Source organism: Longimicrobiales bacterium (genome assembly GCA_035764935.1).
Lineage (GTDB): Bacteria > Gemmatimonadota > Gemmatimonadetes > Longimicrobiales > RSA9 > DASTYK01.
In genome coordinates this window covers 60,326-83,085 of sequence record DASTYK010000089.1, presented here as the reverse complement: position 1 = coordinate 83,085, position 22,760 = coordinate 60,326, and the positions used below count along the sequence as shown (strand labels likewise).

The 22,760-nt window shown below is 69.0% G+C and carries 15 protein-coding genes and 1 tRNA gene; 13 read left to right on the top strand and 3 right to left on the bottom strand.

Annotated elements, in window-relative coordinates; translation table 11 throughout:
- The first annotated feature begins 162 nt into the window (after window positions 1-162).
- The 10 genes from surE (at window position 163) to VFU06_07235 (ending at window position 11,897) form a co-directional block, all read left to right on the top strand.
- Entirely contained in the window at window positions 163-921 is a 759-nt protein-coding gene (gene surE, locus VFU06_07280) for a 5'/3'-nucleotidase SurE (GenBank protein HEU5209196.1), read from the top strand.
- Window positions 903-1,568 (top strand): protein-L-isoaspartate(D-aspartate) O-methyltransferase, encoded by a 666-nt coding sequence (locus VFU06_07275; GenBank protein HEU5209195.1) that lies wholly within the window; start codon window positions 903-905, stop codon window positions 1,566-1,568. The genes surE and VFU06_07275 overlap by 19 nt, the downstream gene beginning before the upstream one ends.
- A complete protein-coding gene (locus tag VFU06_07270; GenBank protein HEU5209194.1) occupies window positions 1,568-2,206 on the top strand; it encodes a DedA family protein in 639 nt (212 codons plus the stop codon). Before VFU06_07275 ends, VFU06_07270 begins: the two co-directional genes overlap by 1 nt.
- The gene (locus tag VFU06_07265; GenBank protein ID HEU5209193.1) at window positions 2,203-4,317 is read left to right on the top strand and encodes a TonB-dependent receptor; all 2,115 of its coding nucleotides are present in this window, start codon (window positions 2,203-2,205) and stop codon (window positions 4,315-4,317) included. Before VFU06_07270 ends, VFU06_07265 begins: the two co-directional genes overlap by 4 nt.
- A gap of 147 nt (window positions 4,318-4,464) precedes the next feature.
- A complete protein-coding gene (locus VFU06_07260) occupies window positions 4,465-5,139 on the top strand; it encodes a hypothetical protein (protein ID HEU5209192.1) in 675 nt (224 codons plus the stop codon).
- A 93-nt stretch (window positions 5,140-5,232) separates the two neighbouring features.
- Window positions 5,233-5,306 (top strand) — tRNA-Arg (locus VFU06_07255).
- Window positions 5,307-5,608: 302 nt separating this feature from the next.
- Complete coding sequence (locus VFU06_07250; GenBank protein ID HEU5209191.1) at window positions 5,609-9,496, top strand: hypothetical protein; 3,888 nt, start codon at window positions 5,609-5,611, stop codon at window positions 9,494-9,496.
- Window positions 9,497-9,712: 216 nt separating this feature from the next.
- Window positions 9,713-10,585 (top strand): TPM domain-containing protein, encoded by an 873-nt coding sequence (locus VFU06_07245; GenBank protein HEU5209190.1) that lies wholly within the window; start codon window positions 9,713-9,715, stop codon window positions 10,583-10,585.
- Window positions 10,586-10,596: 11 nt separating this feature from the next.
- Window positions 10,597-11,307 carry a hypothetical protein gene (locus VFU06_07240; protein ID HEU5209189.1) on the top strand — a complete coding sequence of 237 codons (711 nt, stop codon included), beginning with the start codon at window positions 10,597-10,599 and terminating at the stop codon, window positions 11,305-11,307.
- 5 nt (window positions 11,308-11,312) lie between these two features.
- Window positions 11,313-11,897, top strand: coding sequence for a LemA family protein (locus VFU06_07235; GenBank protein ID HEU5209188.1), 585 nt, complete (start codon window positions 11,313-11,315; stop codon window positions 11,895-11,897).
- Between the two features lie 89 nt (window positions 11,898-11,986).
- On the opposite strand, the gene VFU06_07230 is transcribed toward VFU06_07235, so the two are convergent.
- Entirely contained in the window at window positions 11,987-13,723 is a 1,737-nt protein-coding gene (locus tag VFU06_07230; protein HEU5209187.1) for an NAD+ synthase, read from the bottom strand.
- Window positions 13,724-13,885: 162 nt separating this feature from the next.
- On the opposite strand from VFU06_07230, the gene VFU06_07225 reads away from it, so the two are divergent.
- Window positions 13,886-14,746 carry a prolipoprotein diacylglyceryl transferase gene (locus VFU06_07225; GenBank protein HEU5209186.1) on the top strand — a complete coding sequence of 287 codons (861 nt, stop codon included), beginning with the start codon at window positions 13,886-13,888 and terminating at the stop codon, window positions 14,744-14,746.
- A 165-nt stretch (window positions 14,747-14,911) separates the two neighbouring features.
- Window positions 14,912-15,688, top strand: a complete 777-nt coding sequence (locus VFU06_07220; protein HEU5209185.1) for a hypothetical protein — start codon at window positions 14,912-14,914, stop codon at window positions 15,686-15,688.
- A 117-nt stretch (window positions 15,689-15,805) separates the two neighbouring features.
- Here VFU06_07220 and VFU06_07215 read toward each other — a convergent pair whose 3' ends face one another.
- Complete coding sequence (locus tag VFU06_07215) at window positions 15,806-17,569, bottom strand: hypothetical protein (protein HEU5209184.1); 1,764 nt, start codon at window positions 17,567-17,569, stop codon at window positions 15,806-15,808.
- 75 nt (window positions 17,570-17,644) lie between these two features.
- Between VFU06_07215 and VFU06_07210 the strand changes: the two genes are divergently transcribed.
- Window positions 17,645-18,640, top strand: coding sequence for a GntR family transcriptional regulator (locus VFU06_07210; GenBank protein HEU5209183.1), 996 nt, complete (start codon window positions 17,645-17,647; stop codon window positions 18,638-18,640).
- Here the strand turns inward: VFU06_07210 and VFU06_07205 are convergent.
- Complete coding sequence (locus VFU06_07205) at window positions 18,585-22,760, bottom strand: translocation/assembly module TamB domain-containing protein (protein HEU5209182.1); 4,176 nt, start codon at window positions 22,758-22,760, stop codon at window positions 18,585-18,587. The genes VFU06_07210 and VFU06_07205 overlap by 56 nt on opposite strands.

Sequence of the window (22,760 nt, the reverse complement as noted above, 5' to 3'; positions counted from 1 at the left end):
AAGTACACGGTCGAGGGAGCCAAGGCCAAGCTGGACCGGCTGCGCCGCAGCGGCGAGCTGACCGGCGCTGCCGGCGCGGTGCTCGACCGTGCGATGATCGATCAGCTGCGGGCGGATCTCACCGAGCTCACCACGCTGCTGACGCCGCCCGCCAGGACGTAGATGCGCATTCTCGTAACCAACGACGACGGCTATCTCGCGACCGGGATCCGCGTGCTCGCTGATGCGGTGCGCGACCTGGGCGATGTGGACATCGTCGCGCCGGACCGGGAGCAGAGCGCGACCAGCCATTCCCTGACGATGCACTACCCGCTGCGCGTGCGGCACCCCGAGGACGGCCTCGCCGTCGTCGACGGCACGCCGACGGATTGCGTGATGCTCGCAGTCGGGGAGCTGCTGAAGGACCGGCGGCCCGACATCGTCGTGTCCGGGATCAATCACGGCGCCAACCTGGGCGACGACGTGCTGTACTCCGGCACCGTGGCGGCGGCCATGGAGGCGACAATCCTCGGCATTCCGTCGATCGCGGTATCGCACGCGAGCCGTGAGCACGATGACCTGCCGCGCTGGCGCGAGCCGCTGGCGCGGCTGATCGGTAACATTCTGGAGCGCGGTGAATTTCCAGCCGACACGGTGCTGAACGTGAACCTGCCCTGGATCGATCCGGCGGACGTGAAGGGCGTACACGTCACGACGCTCGCGCGGCGGGCATACATCGGGTCGCTCACGCGTGCACTGGATCCCAACGGTCGCGAGTACTTCTGGATCGGTGGCGGCGAGAGCAAGTGGTGGGGGCGCGGCGAGCAGGACACGGATTACGACGCCGTGCGGAGCGGCTACATCTCGATCACGCCATTGCACCTCGACCTGACCAACTACGATCTGCTGAAGGAGATCGGCGAGTGGCGGCTGACTCTCTGAGCGATCGTCGCTGGGAGCGACTGCGGCGCTCACTGATCGAGCAGATCCGCGAGCGGGGCATTGACGACCTGGAGGTGCTGCAGGTCTTCGACCGTGTGCCGCGCCATCTCTTCGTGCCGGAGTCCGTGCACAACCGCGCGTACGACGACGCGCCGCTGCCGATCGGCTTCGGTCAGACCGCCTCGCAGCCGTCGCTGCAGGCGCTCTATCTCCAGACACTGCAACTGCAGCCGCGGGACAAGGTCCTGGAGATCGGTACCGGCTCGGGCTACCAGACCGCGCTGCTGGCACAGCTGGCCGGTCACGTCTACTCGATCGAGCGCATCCGCGAGCTGTCGGTGCGCGCCCGGGCGGCGCTCGATGCACTGCGTATCTCGAACGTGGCGCTGCTCGTCGGCGACGGCACGATCGGCTGGGCGCGCTACGCACCCTATGATGCAATCCTGGTCGCGGCGGCGGCGCCTTCCGTGCCCGCGGCCCTCGTCGACCAGCTCGCCCCCGGCGGGCGCATGCTGATCCCGCTCGGCGACCGCGCCGAGCAGCAACTGACCCTTGTCCGGAAGCGCGAGGACGGCTCGACCGAGCAGGAGGCGATCACCGCCTGCACGTTCGTGCCGCTGCTCGGCCGCTTCGGGTGGCCTGCCTGATGGAATGGATTCTCGCGCTCGTCGACTTCATCCTGAACATCGACGTCCATCTCGACTCGATCATTCGCCAGTACGGCGCGTGGACGTACATGATCCTGTTCCTGATCATCTTCGCGGAAACAGGATTCGTGGTGACGCCGTTCCTGCCGGGAGACTCGCTGCTGTTCGCGGCGGGCGCCTTCGCGGCACGCGGCTCGCTCGATCCGTACACGCTGACGGTGCTGCTGATCATCGCGGCGATCGCCGGTGACACCGTCAACTACTGGATCGGCCACGCGCTCGCCCCGCGGCTCGCGCAGGGGCGCGTCTGGTTCATCAAGGAAAGTCATCTCCGCAAGACGCAGGAATTCTACGACAGGCACGGTGGCAAGACGATCATCATTGCGCGCTTCGTGCCGATCGTGCGGACGTTTGCCCCCTTTGTGGCCGGTGTCGGCACCATGCACTACCCCCGCTTCCTGGCATACAACGTGATCGGCGGCGTGGTATGGGTGCTCCTGTTCGTGTGGGCCGGCTACTTCTTCGGCAATATCCCGGCGGTGGAGCACAACTTCACGCTGGTGATCTTCGCCATCATCTTCATCTCGCTGCTGCCGCCCATCATCGAGTATATCCGCCACAGGAGGTCGGCGGCGTGATACGGCGGGTTGCATGCAGACTTGCCGTGGCGGGCGCGCTGCTCGCCGGGCCGGCGCATGCCCTCGCGCAGACGCCCGACACCCTGCGACACCAGGCGGATTCGGCACGCGCAGGGGGATCCTTCGCCCTCGACACGCTGCGCGTGGAGGTCACACGCGCACCGACGCCGCTCCGGCTCCTGCCGATGGCGGCGTCGGCCATTCAGCAGGACGACATCGCGACCGCCCGCCCGGGCGTCGGGCTCGACGAGGTGCTCGGGCCCGTGCCGGGAGTCTTCATCGCCAACCGTGAGAACCTGGCACTCGGCGCGCGCGTCACGCTGCGTGGCTTCGGAGCACGCTCGGCCTTCGGCGTGCGCGGGGTCCGCATCGTTGCGGACGGCATTCCGCTCACATCGGCGGACGGGCAGGGAAGCCTCAACAACCTGGACCTGGCGCGCGCCGGCCGCGTGGAAGTGCTGCGTGGTCCCGCATCCACGCTGTACGGCAATGCGGCTGGTGGCGTGATCCGTCTCGTCACTGCACCGCCCCCTCCCGTAACCGAGGCCAGCGCACGGTTGACTGTCGGCGACGAGGCGCGCGGCTCGCTCGGCGGGCTGGTCCGCATCGATGCGGGCGTCGCCGGGCCGCTCGGTGGCGGCGGCTATCGCATCGGCGCCTCGCAGCTTTCCCGCGACGGCGTGCGCGAACATTCGGCGGCCGAGCAGAACACGCTCAATGCGCACGTCGTGCAGCCGGTGGGTCGGAACGGCTTCCTGCGCTTCGTGCTGAACGCTGCCGATGCTCCCCGCGCACTCAACCCGGGCTCGCTGCCGTGGGACTCGGTGCGCCTGGACCCCTCCATGGCCTGGCCGAACAACGTGCGGCAGGGCACCGGTGAGGCAGCACGCCAGGTACAGGGCGGCCTCACATACGAGCGCCAGGGAACCCTGTTCGATGCACGAGTGACCGCGTGGGGCGCTCACCGCGAGCTCGAAAACCCGATTCCCATCGCCGTGATCGCGCTCGAGCGCGGCAGCGGCGGCGCGCGCGCACACGTGCTTGGCACCCGCGGCCGCTTCGACTTCGGTGCCGGCTTCGAGGCGGAGCTGCAGCGCGACGACCGTCGCGAGTGGAGCAATGACGCGGGAACCGCCGGCGCGGAGCAGCGACGCGACCAGCGAGACGAGGTGGTCGCTCTTGCACCCTATGTACATGCAGCGGCACAGCTTGGACGTGCGCACCTCACGCTCGCAGCACGCTGGGATCGCATCTCGTTCCGCACCGAGGATCACCTCCCCGCGGATGGCGACGGATCCGGCGAGCGTGTGCTCTCCGCCCTCAGCCCCTCCGCCGCGCTGCTCGTCGAGGTGTCACGACACCTGAGCGCGTACGCGAATTTCACCAGCGCATTCCAGACGCCCACCACGACCGAGCTGGCGAATGCTCCGCCGCTAGCAGGCGAGGCGTGCTGCCCGACGGGATTCAACGATTCGCTGCAGCCGGAGCGGACGTGGGGCGGTGAGCTCGGCGTGCGAGGCGCGCCTGCTGCCTGGCTGACCCTGGACGCCGCTGCATTCGCCTACCGCGTCGACGATGCGATCGTCCCGTTCCAGGTGGAGGGCATCGAGGAACGCTCGTTCTTTCGCAACGCCGGCGAGACGACGCACCGCGGGCTCGAGATCGGCGCAACGCTGGAGCCGACCACCGACTGGCGCGTACGGACGTCGCTCACCGCCCTCGACGTGCGCTTCCGCGACGACGGCGATCCCGGCGCGGATCACGAGGACAACGAGGTTCCGGGGATCCCGCCGCTGCGCCTGTTCGCCGACGCGCGCTGGAGCGGTCCCCTCACGGTCGAAGTCGACGTCGAGCACACCGCCGCCTATTACGCATCCGACGCCAATACCGCAGAGTCCCGCACGCAGGCAGCCACCGTGCTCGGCGCGCGTGTGCACACCGCCTTTTCCGCAGGCGACGCCCGGTTCGCTCCCTTCCTCGCCCTTCGCAACATCACAGACGAGGTGTACGCCGGTGCAGTAGCAATCAACGCATTCGGCGGGCGGTTCTTCGAGCCGGCCGCCGGCCGCATGCTGCTGGTCGGACTGGAAGTCACGACCCGCGTGGAGTGAGTCGGGGCAGGTTGTACCCATGGCGTCCGAGCGCTCGTGTCGGCACCGCCTTCATCTCACAAAGCGCAAGCAACGGCCTTTCGATGCCACCGGGCACACAATATCTTGTGGTGGCGCTTTCCCCGGCGACCCATCCACAGGAGCCCGATGCAGCCCCAGCGTCGCGTCAGCCTGCCAGCACCGGCGCGCACGACTCGCATGAATGGCGGACCCCGCCTGCGCATGGCCACACCGCTGCCGCCGTTCCGGGCGTCGGGGCCGCGCAGCGTGGCCGTCGACGTCCGCGCCGCCCCCCGGAGGGGGTCGCGCGACGGTGACGCGCAGTCGAAGACCGGGCGCCCGTATGAGCCACCCGCGCTCCTCGAGGAGAGCCCCGCGTTTCCGCTGGATGCCTTTATCATCCCGGAAGGCGCGGCGAGGCTGCCAAGGGGCGTCGGCGAAGCGACGGTGCGCACGGTTGCGCTCGATAATGATGCTGCGGGCGTGCCTGCTCTCGCCTCATCGGCGGAGTCCGCACCCCCGGCGGAGTCATCCGCGATGGTACCAGGCGCTGCGTCGGTGACTGCGACGGTGTCGACCGTCGCAGCGCCGGGGCTGATCGACACCGCGCCGCTGTCGTTGCGAGCGGTGCCGGCTCGTCGGCCGCGCAGTGCCACGTTGCGGGAGCAGCGCGCGAACGACGTCGCCGACCGGCTGGAAGCACTCGCCACACAACTGCGGCAGCACGGCTACGAAGTGCTCGCGCAGAAGAGCGTGCGTGGCGATGCGCTGGACGCGCTGCTGGCGGGTGTCATCGCGGGGTACCTGGTGGCGGCGGAGTAGGGAGCGGGCACGCAGGTGCAGCCGGTCTGTTGCCTGGGTGCGGTAGTGAAAAGCGCCGCCGATTCCGTTAAATTTTGTGTCTGTCGTCATTCCGGGCCCGTAGCTCAGGTGGATAGAGCGACGGATTCCTAATCCGTAGGCCGCGCGTTCGAGTCGCGCCGGGCCCATAGATCACGCAGCCCCGACCGGAAGCGTCCGGCCGGGGCTGCGTGCGTCTGTCGCTGTGCATCGAGTTGCGGAGAGACGTTGCCGTGCGACAGGCCCAGCGATGGCAGCACGGTTGCGATCGTGCTGGCGTTGGCGTCATGGGAGAGCAACACACCCGCCCCCTCGGATAAAGCGCATCTCGACGCACGAAACGATTGCGCCACCGTACCTTCCCGCTTACCTTCGGACATCCTCTCCCGCGCCAGCCTTCGGCTGGCGGTTTTTCCCGTACATCGAACGCTGAACCCGTACTGGAGCGTCCATGCGGATCGAGGCATTTCTGCCTTCGCGCCACGGATTCCCCTGCGTCCTGCAGTCTGCGGACGGTGAGGACTTCGGACTCGGCACGCCGTCGCCCGGAGCCTTCGGCCTGAGCGCCGGCGCCGCCTGGACTGCGCTCGATTACTACCTCGCCGGCCGGCCGCTGCCCGCGGCCGATGCGGGAGCGGCGCCTCCGGAGGCGCTGCTGGAGGCGGTCGTGCGGCGGCAGGGCGAGGCGCTTGCGCGTGCGGGGTGGCACCAGCTGCGGGACTGGCAGTCGCTGCCGGATCGTGGTGTTCCCGGGCGACCCGGCATTACCGAGCGCAGTCGGACGGAGTTCCGCCGCCTGCGACAGCTGCTGGACGACGGCACGCCCGTCATGATCTACCTGGTTCTCGCGCAGGGTCGACACGCCGAGCCGTCACAGAACCTCGCGGTCCTTGCCTACGACTACGAGCTCGACCGGCGTGCACGACGCGCGAGTGTTCGCGTGTATGACCCGGCACGCCCGGGCAACGACAACGTCCGGCTGGTCTTCCACACGGGTGCGGGCAAGTCGCTCGATGCGCGCCTCGCGGTGAAAACAGCGGTGCGCGGATTCTTCTGTGTCCCGTATGATCGGCCGGAGCCCGCAGCACTGACGCTGCACAGTGCGGCCAACGACGGCTCCCGGATCGAACGGCTCCTCGCGGTTCATGGCAGCGCGATCGATGGCTCGTTCGAGGCGATCGGCGCCGGCCCCGACGGACGGCTGCTTCACGTGCGACGCAGGCGGTCGGGTGGGTACGCGACCGAGCACATCGATGTCGACATCCTGGACGGCAGCGACGTCGCGCAGGCAGCGTTCGTTGGCGGCGGTCGGACCGTGCTGTGGACGACGAGGGGTGAGCTGATCGATTGCCGGCGACGTCCCGGCCTCGGCTGGCGCGCACGCCGCATCACCGACACGCGCACACACGGCGCATTCGACGGCACCGCAACCGGCGTTGCGCGCGAGCGGGGACGCGTTTCGCTGTTCGCATGCGGCACCGGCAGGCTGATGCACTTCCGTCGCGGTCGGCTGCCAACCTGGGAAGCCGAACACGTCGACGCGGGGCCGCTCGCCCGGGCCGCATGCGTCGGCAGGCCGGCCGGCGTGCGACTCGGCGGCGCCATGCACGTCGTGGTGCGCACGCGCACCGGCGAGCTGATGCACGCACGCTGGCGCGCCCGCGGCGGCTGGACCGCAGAGAACGTCACCGCCCGCGCGGGCGATCGCGAGCGCTTCATCGTCGCCGACGATCCCGTACTGCTGCGGGACCGGCGCGGCCGCACACTGGCCGCGGTCGTGCGCTCGAAGAACGGTTCCGTGCTGCTGTTCCGCTGGAGCGAGCGCAAGGGCTGGCGCGCCTTTGATCTGAGCAGCGCGGCCGGTGCAGCTGTGCGCGAATCGATGCGGTCCGTCTGCCCGCTCAGTGCGGCGATCGAGCCGGACGGCACCGTGCACGCCGCCGGACGCACAGAACAGGGTGGACTGCTGCACGCCTGGTGCACGTCGGAAGGCACGGCCGGTATTCAGGATCTGGTTGACGCTCGCCCCCGGATCGGCAGTGCAGCGCGCATCGACAGCGCCCCCGTGCTCATTGCGGGTCCGGCGGATGCGCTGCACGTCATGGCTCAGCGTGACGGGGAACTGGTGCTGTTCCGGTGGGCGCAGAATGCGGACTGGAGCGTCGAGAACGTGACGCGCGAGCGGGAGCAGGTGCGATCGGGGCAGCAGCCGCTCGTCTTCGCGGAGGGCAGCGTCGCCCACGTCGCACTGCTCGACGACGCGGGGCGTGCGCATCATGCGCTGCTCGTGCCTCGCGGGGGAACGCGACGCGGGCTGCGAGTGCCTGCGTGGCTCGTCGACGTGCTGCTGTTCCCGCTGACGCTCACCGGTATCATCGCGGATGCCGTGAGCGCCCTGATCGGACTCACCCGGCGTGGCGCAACGCCGCCGCCGCAGCGGGGTGCAGCGCCGAGCGACGGCGCCAGCGCGCGAGTACGCGAGATGAATGAAGTGCCGCTGCCTCTGGTTGCGGTTGAGCGCGATGCACCGCAGCCGCTGCCGCTGCTCCAGGAAAGCACCGCAGCAGAGGAGTGGGCACACGACCCCGGGCACGAAGCGGAGGCGCCAGCACCGGTCGTTCCCATGGTGCCGTCGCGGGAGGACGAGACATTCGTTTCGACCAACGCCGCGAGCGAAGTGCTGGACGGGCCGCTCGATGATCTGCTGGGCTTCGGCCCCGCTGCGATGGAAGCAGAGACAGTTGCCGAGGCCGACAGCGCCGCACAGCACGCCTCACGCGACGCCGTCCCGGCATCCGGGGACGGATCCGCCGATGTCGGCAGCGTCGCGCCTGGCGACGCGGAGTCTGCTGATCCGCTTGGCGCGGAAGCCACGCTGGAGCCCGCTGCGGAGGAGCCGTCGGCCGGGCTGCAGGCGGCGGAAAGCACACAAGCCGTCAGCGAGCTTACGGCCGAGGACACGGACACGGCAAAGCCGGCAGGCGATGAGCTGATCGTCGTGTATCCCGAGCCTGAACAGCGGAACGGCAAGGCCACACGGAAACAGCGAAACCGGCGCGTCGATGTCACCGAAACGGCCGGCGCGGACGGTGACGTCGATCGAAGCGGCGCAGCCGAGGGCCGCGAGTCTGTCAGCGCAGCCGAAGGTGTCGAGACTGTCGGTGGTGTCGAAGTTGACGACCGTGACTCTGTCGATGTCATCAGCGCGGCGGACCCGCTCGAGCCAGCAGATGCTGCCGACACAGCCGATACGGGGACGTCGGATGGTGTTGCTGCGCACGAGAGTGATCCGGACGTCGCGGACCCGCTGCCGCTGCTCGATGACGGAAGCGCGGGCGCGGATGAAATCATTGCCGACGCGGAGCCCTCCGAGCCCTGGGCGCTGCCGGGCTTCGAGGTGACGTCGGCGGCAGATGACTGGAATGCTCCGGACGACGAGCCGTGGAGTGTGACGCCGCTCGAAGGCCTGGAAACTTCGGCGGCACCGGATACCGACGACTGGAGCCTGCCGCCAGTGGACGGGCTGGAGGCGACGCCGGGCTCGAGCCAGGACGACGACTGGAGCGTGCCGCCACTGGAGGAAGCGGATCAGCCGGGCGAAAGCGATCTGACGGCGATGCCCGCCCTGCCGGCGGAGCCGCTTTCGGCGGCGGCGCCGACGCCTGTCGAGGACGAAGCCCCTCGGCCGTCGATTGCAGATACCGACGATGACTGGAACCTCCCGGATGATGCACCCGCCGTGGTGCCGAAGCCGGTTGATACTGCCACGACCAGTGGGCTGGATCTGTCGTTCGGCCTCGCAGGCGTTGGAGACAGCGGTGTTGACGGGACAGGGCAGGCTACGTCCGACGGCACAGTGGATCGTGCGGAATCCATGCAGGCACTGGAGCCAGACGCCCAGGAGGGGCACGGCCAGCCAGGCGAAGCGACCGGTGCGGTCGCGCCGACAGAAGCTGCCCAGCGGGAAGACGTAACCGGATCAGCGGAGTCGCGCGGACCTGCGGATTCCGACCCGTCCGTCGACGCACTCGAATCAGTGCAGCCGTTCGAACCGGCGGACTCCATGGCGACTGCAGAGGGCGGTACAGCGAGCCCCGCCGAACCGCCTCGGCGCAGGAAATGGCAGAACCCGGCGCTGGAGGGGCTGCCCCTGCTCGACGAGGATGACGACGACGCGCCCGTCGCCGCGCAGCCGCTTCCGCCGCTTCCGCCGCCGCCACCGAAGCAGCCGGCCAGGCCTGCCGCGCGGAAGAAGGCGAAGAAAGCGTCCGCGGACGAGATCGAGCGAATCATCGCCCTGGCGGAAGCGAATCAGCCGGAGCTGCTCCCGCCCGATTGACACGCGCCCGCAGCGGTCTCGGGCGTCGCCTGCGCTCGCCCGGTCTGCATCCCGAGCGGCCATGGGATCCGCTCCATTTGCCCTCACCCATCTGCAGCGGGTCGCCGCCAATGCGGCGGCCCGTCAGCGCATTTCGTGGCTGCAGCCTGCCACATCTGCACGTGCCCCCGGCCCGACGCTTGCACCGCCTGCGTCCCCCATGCGAATCCGAATTCGATGAGACGGTTCCGATCCATTCTGTGCGCTGCCGCCATCGCGGCCCTGCTGCTGCCCGCGCCGGTGCTGCTGCACGCACAACGGGTGCAGATCCCCGCGCCCGTCGGCATGGTCAACGACTTCGCGAACGTGATTCCTGCCGAGCAGGAAACGCAGATCACGCGCATCGTCGAGGAGGTGCGCGCGAAGTCGGGCGGTGAGATCGCGGTCGTCACCATGCCGACACTCCAGGGACGCACCCGGGACGAGCTTGCACTCGAGATCGGGCGGCAATGGGGCGTGGGCCAGAAAGGCGACCCCGGCGACCCCACCCGCAACACCGGCATCGTCGTGCTCGTGATCCCGAAGGAAACATCGGACGACGGACGCGGTCATCTGAAGATCGAAACCGGCACGGGAACGACGACGTTCATCACCGCTGCGGAGGCGGGTCGCGTTGCCGATCGCTTCATGGTGCCCGAGTTCCAGCGGCAGGACTACGGCACGGGCATCCTGATGGGCGTCATTGCACTCGCCCAGATGTATGCCGAGCGTTTCGAGTTCGAGCTGACCGGTGACCTCCCTCAGCTCCCGCAGACGCAGACGCAGCGGGGCGACGACGGCGGCGGCGGCCTGGTTTTCTTCCTCGTCGTACTCGTGTTTCTGATCATGAGCAGCATGGGGCGCGGTGGTCGTGGCGGGCGCGGTGGTCGTGGCGGCGGCGGCAGCGCCTGGTGGCTGCTGCCCCTCATCCTGGGCTCGGGCCGCAGAGGCGGCGGGTTTGGTCGCGGTGGGTTCGGTGGCGGCTTCGGTGGCGGTGGGTTCGGTGGCGGCTTTGGCGGATTCGGCGGCGGTGGCGGCTTCGGCGGCGGCGGCGCCGGCCGCAGCTGGTGAGGAGATCGGGAATGGTGAATGAGCAAGCACTCGCGATCGCGCGCGAGCTGGAGCGGGACTTCGGCTCGAACCTGAAGAGCGTCCTTCTCTTCGGCTCCGTCGCGCGGGGCGAGCACATCGATGGCGTGAGCAACATCAACCTGCTCGTGCTGCTCGACGACCTCAATGCGGCGCTGCTGGAGCGGGCCGTTTTCCACGCGAAACGCTGGCGCGAAACGGGCGCGGTTCCGCTGCTCCTGGAAGCGCACGAATGGCAGCGGGCGGCGGACGTCTTCGCGATCGAGATCGCCGACATGCACGACGCGCACGAGGTGCTGGCAGGCGAGGACCCGGTTACGCAGCACGCCGTCGATCGGGGTGCACTGCGAACACAGGCGGAGCACGAGCTCCGAGGTAAGGTCATGCAGTTGCGCAGCGGCCTGCTCGCGGCGGCGGGTGAGCCCGAGCTGATCGGTGGGCTGCTGATGGCAACGCTGCCGTCGCTTGCTACGTACCTGCGCGCTGCGCTCCGGTTGGCCGGCGAGACGGTGCCCGGGCACATGGAGGACGTCATCGCGGCAGGCACACGCCTCGTGGGCGCCCGACCGGACGCGCTGCTTGCCGCCCATCGCGCACGCGTCGGCAGGAGCACACTGCGCCTGCGCCTGACCGACGAGCTGGTCGAGTCGTATCATCACGCCGCGGAGCGGACCGCGGCGTACGTGGACGCCTTCAAGGAGTGACGCGGATGAAGCGTACCCTGGTCCTGCTGCCTCTGCTGTTCACCCTCAGCGGATGCGGCTACAACCGGATCCAGCAGCTCGATGAGCTGACGGAGCAGAACCGCGCCAACATCGAGACGGAGCTGATGCGGCGCAACGACCTGATCCCGAACCTCGTGCGCACCGTCGAGGAGGCGGCAGAGTTCGAGCAGGAGACGTTCACGCAGGTCGCGCAGGCCCGCAGCGGTCTCAACGGCGCGCGCGAACAGCTGCAGCAGGCGGTGCAGGGAGACGCAGAAGCGGACGAGCTGAGCGCGGCCGCCGACGCGGTCAGCGAGCAGCTCCGCCTGTTCATCAACGTCGCGGTCGAAGCATACCCGCAGCTCAACGCGAACCAGAATTTCCGCGCGCTGCAGGACGAGCTGACCGAGACGGAGAACCGCCTCGCCGTCTCTCGACGCGACTACAACGAGGCAGTCGCGACCTACAACACGTACGTACGGCAGTTCCCGCAGGTGATCACGGCGAAAGTGATCGGCGCCGATCGCAAGGAGCCGTTCGAAGCCCCCGAGTCGGCGCGACAGGCACCACAGGTCGAGTTCCAGAACTAGCCTCGCCTGGGCGGCGGCCATCTCCGGCCGCCGCCTTTCTTTTCTACCACGGAGCGCACAGAGGCCACCGAGAACGGTGGAGGAAACGGCTATTCGCTGCGGAACCGCGACGTAATCGGCACGCGGCGATCCTTGCCGAAGGCGCGCTCGGTGATTTTCACGCCGGGCGGTGCCTGGCGTCGCTTGTACTCGCTGGTGTCGACGAGCCGTGCAACGCGCCGGACGACGTCGGGGTCGTGGCCCTCGGCAATGATCTCGGGGATGGACCAGTCCTGCTCGACGTAGCGTTCCAGGATGGGGTCGAGCACCGCGTACGGCGGGAGTGAATCCGTGTCGTACTGGTCGGGGCGGAGCTCTGCGGAGGGCGGCTTCTCGATCGTGTTGCGCGGGATCGGCCCGTCGGCGTCGTCTCCGTCACGCTCGTTGCGCCAGCGTGCGAGCGCCTGCACGAGGGTCTTGGGGACGTCCTTGAGCACCGCGAAACCGCCTGCCATGTCACCGTACAGCGTTGCATAGCCGGTTGCGAGCTCGCTCTTGTTGCCCGTGGTGAGAAGCAGCCAGCCGAACTTGTTCGAGAGCGCCATGAGCAGGACACCGCGGACGCGGGCCTGCAGGTTCTCTTCGGTCACGTCGGGCTCTCGACCCTGGAACGCGGGTGCGAGGGCCTCTTTCAAAGCGGCAAAGGGCCCCTCGATCGGGATCGTGAGTGTGTCGATGCCCAGGTTGCCGCTCAGTGCGAGAGCATCGCTGCGCGAGTGTTCGCTCGAGTACGGGGAAGGCAGCAGCACGCCGGTGACGCAGTCCGCGCCGAGTGCGTCCACCGCGATGGTGGCGACGAGTGCCGAGTCGAGTCCGCCGGAAAGGCCGAGCAGGACGTGCTGGAATCCATTCTTCCGGAGGTAGTCGCGCGTTCCGACGACGAGTGCCTGGTAGACCTCGGCCAGCTCGTCGTGCACGACGATCGCCGTGGGCGGTGCTTCCGGGCGCGTGTCAGGCGCGGGTGGCTGCGCGGGTGAATGGCGGACCACGCTGTCCGGCTCCTGCCGCATCGTGTGACGGCGCCGCGGGTCGTGCAGTCGTGCGCGAAAGACCTGCTCCAGCTCGAGGTCTGCGACGAGCAGCTCCTCGGTGAAGGGAGTCGCCTCGGCGAGCAGGTCGCCCTCGGGGTCGTAGATGCTGGAGTCGCCGTCGAACACGAGCTCGTCCTGCCCGCCGACCATGTTGACGTAGGCAAGGAAACAGGCGTGATCGAAGGCGCGGGTGCCGAGCATCCGGTGGCGCGCGGCGGCTTTGCCGCGATGAAACGGCGACGCATTGATGTTGACGATCACGTCTGCGCCGGCCCGCGCGAGGCGGCCGACCGGTCCGCCCGGGAGCCAGATGTCCTCGCAGACGGTGACTCCAACCCACGCGCCCCGCACCCGCACGAGGACCTCCCCGGTGCCAGGCTTGAAGTAGCGCAGCTCGTCGAAGACGCCGTAGTTGGGAAGCCGCTGCTTGTGGTACGTCGCGATGTGCTGGCCGTCGTGGAGCACGGCGGCGGCATTGAAGAGGTCCGTCTGCCGGTCGACGAAGCCTGTGACGACGGTCATGCCACCGCTGCCGGCCGCCAGCCGCTCGAGCGAGCGGCGGTTCGCGGCCGCGAACGACGGCTTGAGCAACAGGTCCTCGGGCGGATAGCCACAAAGGGCGAGCTCGGGAAACGCGACGAGATCGACCGCGTGCTCCCGCGCCTGCTCGAGGCAGCCCTCGATGATGGAAAGATTGCCGTCGAAGTCGCCGACGGTCGGGTTGATCTGGGCGAGCCCGATGCGGAGCGTGCTCATGCGCCTCCGTTGCGTGCACGCGCCGCCTGCGACGGCGCGGGGCTATGGTAACCGGCGCTCGGGACGGCGCAAGGGCGCTGCCACGTTGAGGCGACCTGCGGGCGCCGCTATGTTAGGCCGCCTGCGCCACGAGGGCGCGCGTCCCGGACCCGGATCGAGTGCATGTTCCCAGAGCTGTTTCGCATCGGCGACTTCGTCGTGACGTCCTTCGGCGTCATGATGTTCCTCTCGTTCATAGCCGGTGCGTGGGCGACGGGGCGGCAGCTCGAACGCTATGGCCTGGAGCGTGAGCTGATCTGGGACATGCTCGCGGGCATCGCGATCGGCGGCATCCTCGGCGCCAAGATCTACTACCTGCTGCTGCACCTGGACGACGTCGCGGCGAACCCCGTGGGCGAGATCTTCAGCCGGGGTGGCCTCGTCTGGTACGGCGGCCTGATCGGTGGCGTCCTCGCGTACTACTGGCAGGTCAGGCGCCGCGGATTGCCGGTCGCGCCGATGTTCGACGCGACAGCACCGGCGCTCTTCCTGTCGATCGCGATCGGTCGGATGGGCTGTTTCCTGGTCGGTGACGACTACGGCAATCCCACCGACGGCTGGTACGGCGTGGCGTTCCCGAATGGCGCGCCGCCCAGCACGGCCGGGCACTTCCGTGCAATTGGTGTGGACGTGCCCCCCGGCCTCCCGAACGAAGCCGTGCTTGCCGTGCATCCCACCCAGCTCTACGAGATCGCGCTCGTCCTGCCTCTGTTCGCACTGCTGTGGCACCTGGGCAGGAAGGCGATGCCGCCGGGACGCCTGTTCTCGCTGTTCCTCGGGCTGTACGCGATCGAGCGTTTCCTCATCGAATTCGTGCGTGCCAAGGACGACCGCTTCCTGTTCGGCCTTTCCACGTCCCAGGGTGTCAGCATCCTGCTGGTCATCATCGCACTCGCCCTGTGGTTCAAGCAGGCGAACGTGCCGCCGTTCCGCGCAGCACCCGCAAACGCAGCGAAGGGAAAAGCCGCGGCGGCCGGCCGCTGACGGCCGGGAGCGCAGGAAAGGGACAGCCCACGCCGCCCGGCCGCTGACCGCGGGAGCGCAGGGAAGGGAACGCCCGCGCGGCCTGCCCTGAAGACCCTCGGCGGCGCGCGCCGGGACTGGCCCGCCGCTTGCCCCACGCCGTCCTGTCACCGGCGAGGAGAACCAGTGCGCTGCCGTATCGCGATCCTGCTCTGCTGCTGTTTCGGGGCGCTGCCGCAGAGCGGGCAGGCCCAGGCGGTTTCCGCCGACTATCTCTTCCATCGAGGCGTTGTCGCGCTGAGCGTGTTCGGCGGCGGCATCGCGTTCAGTGATTTCCGCAGGGAAGCAGAATGGCTTGGTCCTGACCAGCCCTTCGAGCAGCGCCTTTCGGCAAGTACGAGCGTGCTCGGCTCGGCTGCGGTTTCTGCCTGGCTCGGGCGGCGCGTTGCGGTGCGGGTGCAGGGGGCATGGACCCCGACGCGCTTCGAGCTGCGCAGCACGGAGACGTACACCGCGCTGGGCGAGAGCAACGAGGACACTGCACCGACGCTGTCGCGCCTCGACGTCTGGATGTACGACGTCGACCTGCTGTTCCGGCTCCCGCTTTCACTCGGCCGCGTGGAGCCGTACGCGGTGGCCGGGCTCGGCGCAATCGAGTATCGACTGAGAACCGGCGAAGAAGAGGTCGTGCCGGAGCCGGCAGAGATGGCGTTCAACGGCGACCGGCAACGGCGCCTGGCTGGCGTGCTGGGCGTGGGTGCGGTGATCCCGCTCGAGCGGCACCGGCTGCTGCTCAACTTCGAGCTGAGCAGCCACATCGCGCGCACCCCGATCTCGGAATCGGCCGTGCCGCGTGCGGTGCCCGATCCCGAGGCGGAATCGCGCGTGGATGAGGTCGGCTACACGAGCGGCGTGCGGCTGATGATCGGCCTGACCGTGCCGCTTTTCACGCCGGGCAGCTGAGCGTCAGCTCGGGTCGCAGGTCCACGCCGGGCCAGGCCGAGGCAACCCGGAAAGCTGCACCCGCGGATGGCCCGCCGAAGCTTGCCCCGACACGCAGCCACTGCTCCGACTCGCCCGTTATTCGATCCTGACCAGCCGTCTGCCGACGCCGCGGCCGCGCTCCCCCTCGATCGCCACCTCGATGATCTGCAGCCCGGTGCGCGTGCCGGTCAGCGTGAGGTCGGTGGCGAGCACGAGCGGCCCCTCGTCGTGCACGACGCGCCACGAGACGCGCGGCGGCACCGGCTCGTCACTCAGGCCGAGCGAGCGTCCCAGCCACCGCAAAAAGCGGCCGGGGAGGGATCCACGGTCGGCGGGGCGTATGGCGATCTCGACCTCGTAGCTGCCCGGGCCGGGATCGGCCGCCTGCGCGAAAATGCCGACCTGGGTGTCGCGTTCCAGCGAGAGATCGGCGAGCGGCAGATCGGCGAGGCTGTCCTGGTTTTCGGGGAGATCGCCGTCGAAGGGACGGGTGATGATCACGTCGCTCACGCGCAGTCCCGACTCCGGCTCCTCGATGCTCAGTGCGTACCGAGCCCTGCGAGCAGTGCGCGTCTCAGGTTCGAGGCCTTCGAACGAGTACACGTACTCGCCCGGCACGGCGGCGACGGCGAGGGTAACGTGTGCGGTGTCGCCGTTCAGCGGGCTCACCGCACGTGCACTCCCCGCTTGCTGCGCATTGCGATTCATGTCGAGCAGCCACAGCCCACCGTCGACCGTGGACGGATCCGGTGGTGGCGGCTGCGCGGTGTCGCCGGGTAGGGGCGGCGGGGCCACGCGAGCGAGCGTGTCCAGTCCGAACGCGCCGTCCACGCGCACCACCCAGCCATCTGCCATCGGGATGCGGGAGACCTGGTGCGGCAGCGCGTCCATGCTGCGCACGGCGGGCGGCGCGAACGCGGACCGCGGACGGTCCGGATCGAGCGGCCACGTCTCACCCGGCGGCGGCTGCGGCGGCATCCCCCTGGTCAGAAAATCGCTCACCATGTAGGTGAGCTGCTCCGGATGGAAATACTCGACGATCCCGGACTGATCGAAGCGGACGCCGTGATAGCGGCCACGCCGGTACGGCATGCCGTAGCGGATCGTGAGCTGCTCGAGATCGCGTCTCCAGCTCACCATGTCACGCACGACCCGCACGCGCTCCATGAGCCGGCTGTAGGTGTGGCGGGCGACATGTTCCAGCCACAGCTCGTTGGCGGCCGTGAGGTACAGCGGATCCGAAAGCGTCCACACCGTCTGCTCGTACGACGCGCGCGCGGCGGGGGAGAGCTCGTGATAGCGGTCGCGCTCGTCGTCACGGAGCAGCCAGTCGAGGGAGCGCACGCGCTGCCGCTGCGTCGCGTCCATGTGCTCGATGGCACGCGCGAAATACGCGTCCGCCACGCTGTCCTCCCCGGCGTTGTGCAGGGCAAAGCCGGCCAGGAGCGGGCCGTACACGGAGTCGGTGGTCTCGACGTCGAACGTCAGTGCAGCAGCGACTGCCTCGGAAGGCCGGGCGTCTTCGATCAGCAGGCGGACCAGCGGCCCCGCTATGGCGGGGTCCCCGGGCACCACGGAGAACTGCCGGCGCAGGCTGTCGATCGCCTCGCGACGCGCGTCGGTGATGCGGGCGGGCTCATCCGGCGGCTTGCCGGGCTCGACATCGAAATTGATGCAGAAGCGGCCGACGATCTCGTCACAGCGGCTGTCGGCCGTGCGCTGTCCGACGACCGGCGCGAAGCGACGCGCTGCCCGCTCGTAGGCGGCCTCCACGCGTCGGGCATCCTCCCGGATCGCCTCCGGGGCGGGCTGTGCCTGCTGGCTGACCAGCAGCAACAACGCCAGAACTCCTGTCGCCATGCCCCACCTCGCCGTCTGGTGCCGATCTTGCAACCCGTGTCACTGATTACGCTTCACGTATCACGGAGGCAATGTATGGCTCGTCAGCAGGCCGCCGGTTCGATGATCGTGGATCAGCTCCGCGATCGGATTGTTTCCGGCCTCTATCTCGGACGCTGGGCACCCGGTGAACGGCTGCCGAGCATCCGCGACGTCGCGGACGCTGAAAATGTAGACCGCAAGACGGCCGCCGCTGCCTATCGTCGCCTGCAGATGGAAGGTCTGGTACGCGTGCGGCCGCGCTCGGGCGTCTACCTCCGCGGTTCGGAGCCGGAGCGGACCGGCGGCCCGCTCGAGCGTCTGCATCGCCGCTGGCTCGAGAACGCCTACGAGGGCGCGCGCGCCATCGGACTCGACACGTCGACGATGCTGAAGCTGATCCAGGCCGTCGCGCTCATCGAGAAGCAACGCATTCCGGTGCTCGAGCATGACGCCGCGCAGGCGGAAGCGATCGCGCTCGAGATCGCGGAGCGCCTCGGCGTCAACGCGGTCCCCGTGCAGCTCGAGGGCATTGATCCGACGGAGCCGCTCGTCGCGACCGCACCCTTCCTCGTGACTACCCCATACCACGGCAGCACGGTGCGCAGGATCGCCGGCAGCCGGCAGGTCGTGGAAGTCTCCTGCGCCCGCGAGGTGGTCGAGGAGCTACGGCAGCATTCGACGTCCGGCCGCCTGCTCATCGTCGCGCCGACCGCGGATGCCGCCGAGCGGCTGCGCCGCGCGATCGAGCACGGCGAAGTCGTGGGGCAGGACGTCGCTGCAAACGTCCGCGTGGAGCACGGCGTCGATGGCGCCCGTGCAGCCGCACGCGATGCGGACGCCATCCTGATCTGGCCGGGCACGCCGCGCGCCGTCGAGCGGGAACTGCGCGAGCACAACCCGATCACGCCGGGTCGCTGCGTGGCAGACGAGAGCATCGTGCGTGTTCGCAGTGCCATCCTCGACGCGGCCATGCGCGCCCTGTCGACGCAGCCGATCAGTACAGCCAGCGGCGACGGAGCGAGACAAAGAATTGTTGTCTTGGAGAGATAGCCGGGTCGAGTCCCGCGCCCCGCAGCAGTAGCGCGCTGTTCACCGGCTCGACACCAGTGCTCAGGCTCGAGCGGCGGTCGAACGCCCACTCGAGCCTGATCGCCCAGGCGTCGTAGCCGGTCGAGCTCCCGCCGAACAGCGCGTTCAGGTACGACTCCACGGTCAGGAACACATCGTCGACGATCTCGCGGCCGATCACGAGGCTGGCCGTGGGATCACCCGCGCCGCCGATCCCCGCCAGCCTGAGCTGGAACAGGTCGAACGGCAGCCCGGCCTCCGCGAAGGATTCACCGATGCCGAGGCTCAGGAACTCCGCGACACCACCGAGCAGTGCACCACTGGCGATTCCCCCTCCGCCGAGCGCGTAGCTGGGCTGTCCAAAGAACAGGAAGCTGAGCAGCTCCGACTCGGGGACATTGGCCGCGTTGCCGCTGGCCAGCCCGAGCGAAGGCTGCCGCATCGTTCCGCCAATGTTGACGTCGATCTCGACCGGTCGACCGCTCTGGTCGATGATCGTGCGCGTCGCAGTGATCTCGATCGCGGGATTCAGCTCCTCATCGCCGCGGAAGAGCAGACGCGCATAGCTGATTTCGAACTGCCGCAGCACGGGCCCGGCAGCGAGCGTGTAGGTGCCACGCTCGCCTTCCAGCTCGCCGAGGACGCGCCACACGTCGCCCTGTTTGTTGACCAGGAGCGTACCTCCCAGCTGCGCCCGTGCCTGGTTCTGCACCACGACCCACGTATCGGGATAGATCTCCACGCGCAGGTTGCTGATGGTGAGGTTCGCCAGCAGTGAGCTCGAAGCCGGCGCCAGCGGATCGTCGAAGGTCTCGCCCGGGGAAAGGAACAGCTCCTCGTCCAGCGTCGACTGCGTAAACTGCGGGATCAGCACGGCGCCGTCCGTTACGCCGACGGTGCCCGTGAGCAGCAGCCCATCGATGGGACCGGTCAGCTCGAGCGTGCCACGCATTTCCGCATCCGTCTCGTTATCGACGCCCATGACCTCGAAGTCGTTCAGGTTCGCCGCGAGGTCGAACACGGGCTCGTCGAGCTGCTCGAGCGTGATGACTCCGGTAACCAGCGCCGTACCGTCGGAGAGTGCGCTGAGCGAATCGATCACGATGCGGTCGTCTGCAAGCGTGAGCTGTCCCTGGATCTCCGTGTAGCGCTTGTTGACCGGGGTGAAGGTGGCGGCACCCTGCACGATCTGCGCGCTGCCCTCGAGCTGCGGATCGTCGACGGTGCCACCGATCACGACCGCGCCGGAGACGTAGCCCTGCAGGTCGTATACGCCACGGAAGAGCGGCTCGAATGGCGTGAGCAGCACCCGGTCTGCGACGATGCGACCGCGCACGGCGCCGCTCTCGCCCATGCCGACAGCCACCGAGTCGGCAACGTCCAGGCGCAGCGGAAGCGCGAGCTCCATGTCGATCACACCGGCCGTATCGAACACCGCCTCCGCAGTGGTCACCAGCGCCCCGTTGCGGTACTCGACGTCGCCGGCGAAGCGCGAGAGCGCGACGTCCATGACTGCGCCGCTGTCGAGCCGGAACGTGAGATCGACGTCCGGCGCCGTGCCCAGGTCGCGGATCGTGCCACTCGCCCAGAGATCGCCCGTGAGGATCGGGTCGCGTCCGAGGAGCTGCTGCACCTCCGCCGCCGGAAGATTCTCCACGTCGAGCGTCACGTCTGCGCGCTCGAGTGGAAGCACGCGTCCATTCACGGCAACGAGACCACCGCCCTCCTCGTTGCGGAACTCGAGGCCGGATACGTGCACGCCGTCACCGCCACCCCACGCGATGGTCGCGGGCTGCGCAAGACGCCAGAGCCCGTCCGCCACGTCGAGGTGTGCGCGCTCCACGACGATGGAGCGCAGCCCTTCGTACGGGACGCTTCCCGTTGCGATGAGCTCGACCGCTTCCGCCTGGTCTTCCTGGCGCAAACCACTCAGCTCCAGCGCAAAGTCGGGCGACGCCAGGTCCACGTCCGCCGTGATCAGGTAGAACATGCCGGCCGTCGGTGTACCCAGCTCCCGTGCAGTCGCCAGCACCTGCACGCGCGGAACCGCGGGACCGATGGTGGCGTCGTACTCGGCCTCCAGGCTGCGCGCCGACCAGCCCGTGCCGAGCTCCAGCTCAGAGCCGTTCAGCGTGCCTGCAATGCGGATCGCATCCAGCGGACCGTTCACGGTGCCGCGCGACGCCAGCGACCCCGATGCCATGGAGTCCGCCATCGGCAGGTACGGCGCCCACGGGCGCAGTGAGCTGATCGCAAAATCGTAGGTGATCGCGCCCTGCTGCGGCGAAACGAACTGCCATCGTCCGGCGCCGGCGAGCGTGAGCGTCGCCAGGCGCATCGTGAGTGTATCGATGCGCACCGCACCGCCCGCGACCACGGCGCTCGCGCGCACGACGTCGTTTGCTCCCGTCTCCCAGCCCGTGAAGCGACCACCGAGCGACACGCGTGCATTTGCCGTGGCCGGGTCGAAGCCGCGACCATCGAGCGTGAAGCGGCCCGTGAGCAGGGCAGGGGGCGCGAACGTCGTGAACACCGTCTGCAGGTTCACGCCGAGGATCGTGCCCTCGAGATCGTAGCTGGGCACCGACGACGTGAGGTCGACGACGCCCTGGACGTTGAATACCCCCTCCGCCAGCGTCAGCCGCACGTCCAGGTTCAGCGGCGCATCCCCGGGCATGCCCTCGAGAGCCACGCGGCCGCTGACCGTGCCGCCGAAGGGCAGCCCGGGCACCACGGCGCGCAGCGCCGCGAGCGGTGCATCGTCCAGCGTCGCCACCAGGCCACGCAACGCGAAGCCGTCGTCACCGAAGAAGACGTTGCCGGCAAGGTTGGTGACGAGAGGTGTCGTCGTCGCATCGCTCGTCAGGCGCGCGTCGAGATCGAAGCGGATGTCTCCGCCGCTGCCACGGATCGTGCCGGCCAGCGTGCCGCCGTACGGCAGCTCGCGACCCAGCAGCTGCTCCAGCAGCGCAAGGGACAGCGGATCGACACGCAGATCGGCGCTCTGCACTGCGAAGCCGTCGCTGCGCAGCATGGCGTCGATCGCACCGCTCACCCGCGAATCGCCCGACGAGGCATCGATCTCCGACAGCTCGATCGCGGTGCGCACGTCGTCGACGGGATCGACTGCAAAACGGAAGGAGGCTGTGCCGTTCTCGGGGATGCGCTCGGGCGCGAGAAAGCGGATGTCCGCAAAGCGTACGTCCAGTGCCCGGCCGGTTGCGCGCACCCCGTAGCCGGGCAGGTCATTCGCCCAGACGCCGCTCAGCTCGGCGAGCTGCGTATCATCGATGCCCGCGCGCGCGATGTCGAAGGCAACGCCATTGTCGACGATGCGCAGCTCCGCGTCTGCGCCGGTGATCGCGAGGCGCGTGTCGCCGTCCTGCGCGGGCAGCACGAGTGTGGTTGCGAGCTGCGCGATCTGCAGGTCAGGATCATTCAGGCCGGGCCCGGCCAGGCGCACCCTGGATGCCGTGGCGCTGAGGTCCTGGAAGAGCATGCGACGATCGGGCAGGCGGACGTCTATGCGCGCGTCGACCACGCGCAGCCCGTGGATCTCGAAGCGCCGCGACGGGCCGCTCTGCCTGCCGTCGGAACCCAGCATCTCCTCGAGGACGCGCTCGTAGTTCCATGGCGCGCCTTCGGCGGTCTGCGTCAACAGGATGTCGGCACGCTCGAGCACGACGTTGCGCAGGACGACATCCCCGCCGCGGAAGGCGTTCGCGTCGAGCACCCCCGAGAGTGCGGGCGCTGTCGCCCACTGGCGACCGCCCGACTCCAGCCAGCGGACGTCACGCGCGCGGATCCGGAGCGCCCCCTGGAGCGGGGCCGTGCGGACGGGATCGGCGGCGAGGCGCTCGGCGACCCGCCGATCGGTACGCGCGATCATGCCGTATCCGCCGCGCGCCTCGTCGGCTGCGACCGTATCCGTGGTCGCCTCGATCCTGCGCTCGCTCCGGGCAGTCGAATCCGGATCGGCGAGCGTCGCGGTGTCCGGCCCCGGCCGCGCGGTCAGCCAGAGCCCGATCAGTACGAAGCCGATCGCAAGGCCGGCGAGCAGCGCGGCGACTACGTCGGAGCGGCGTACCTCGCCGTTGCTCAT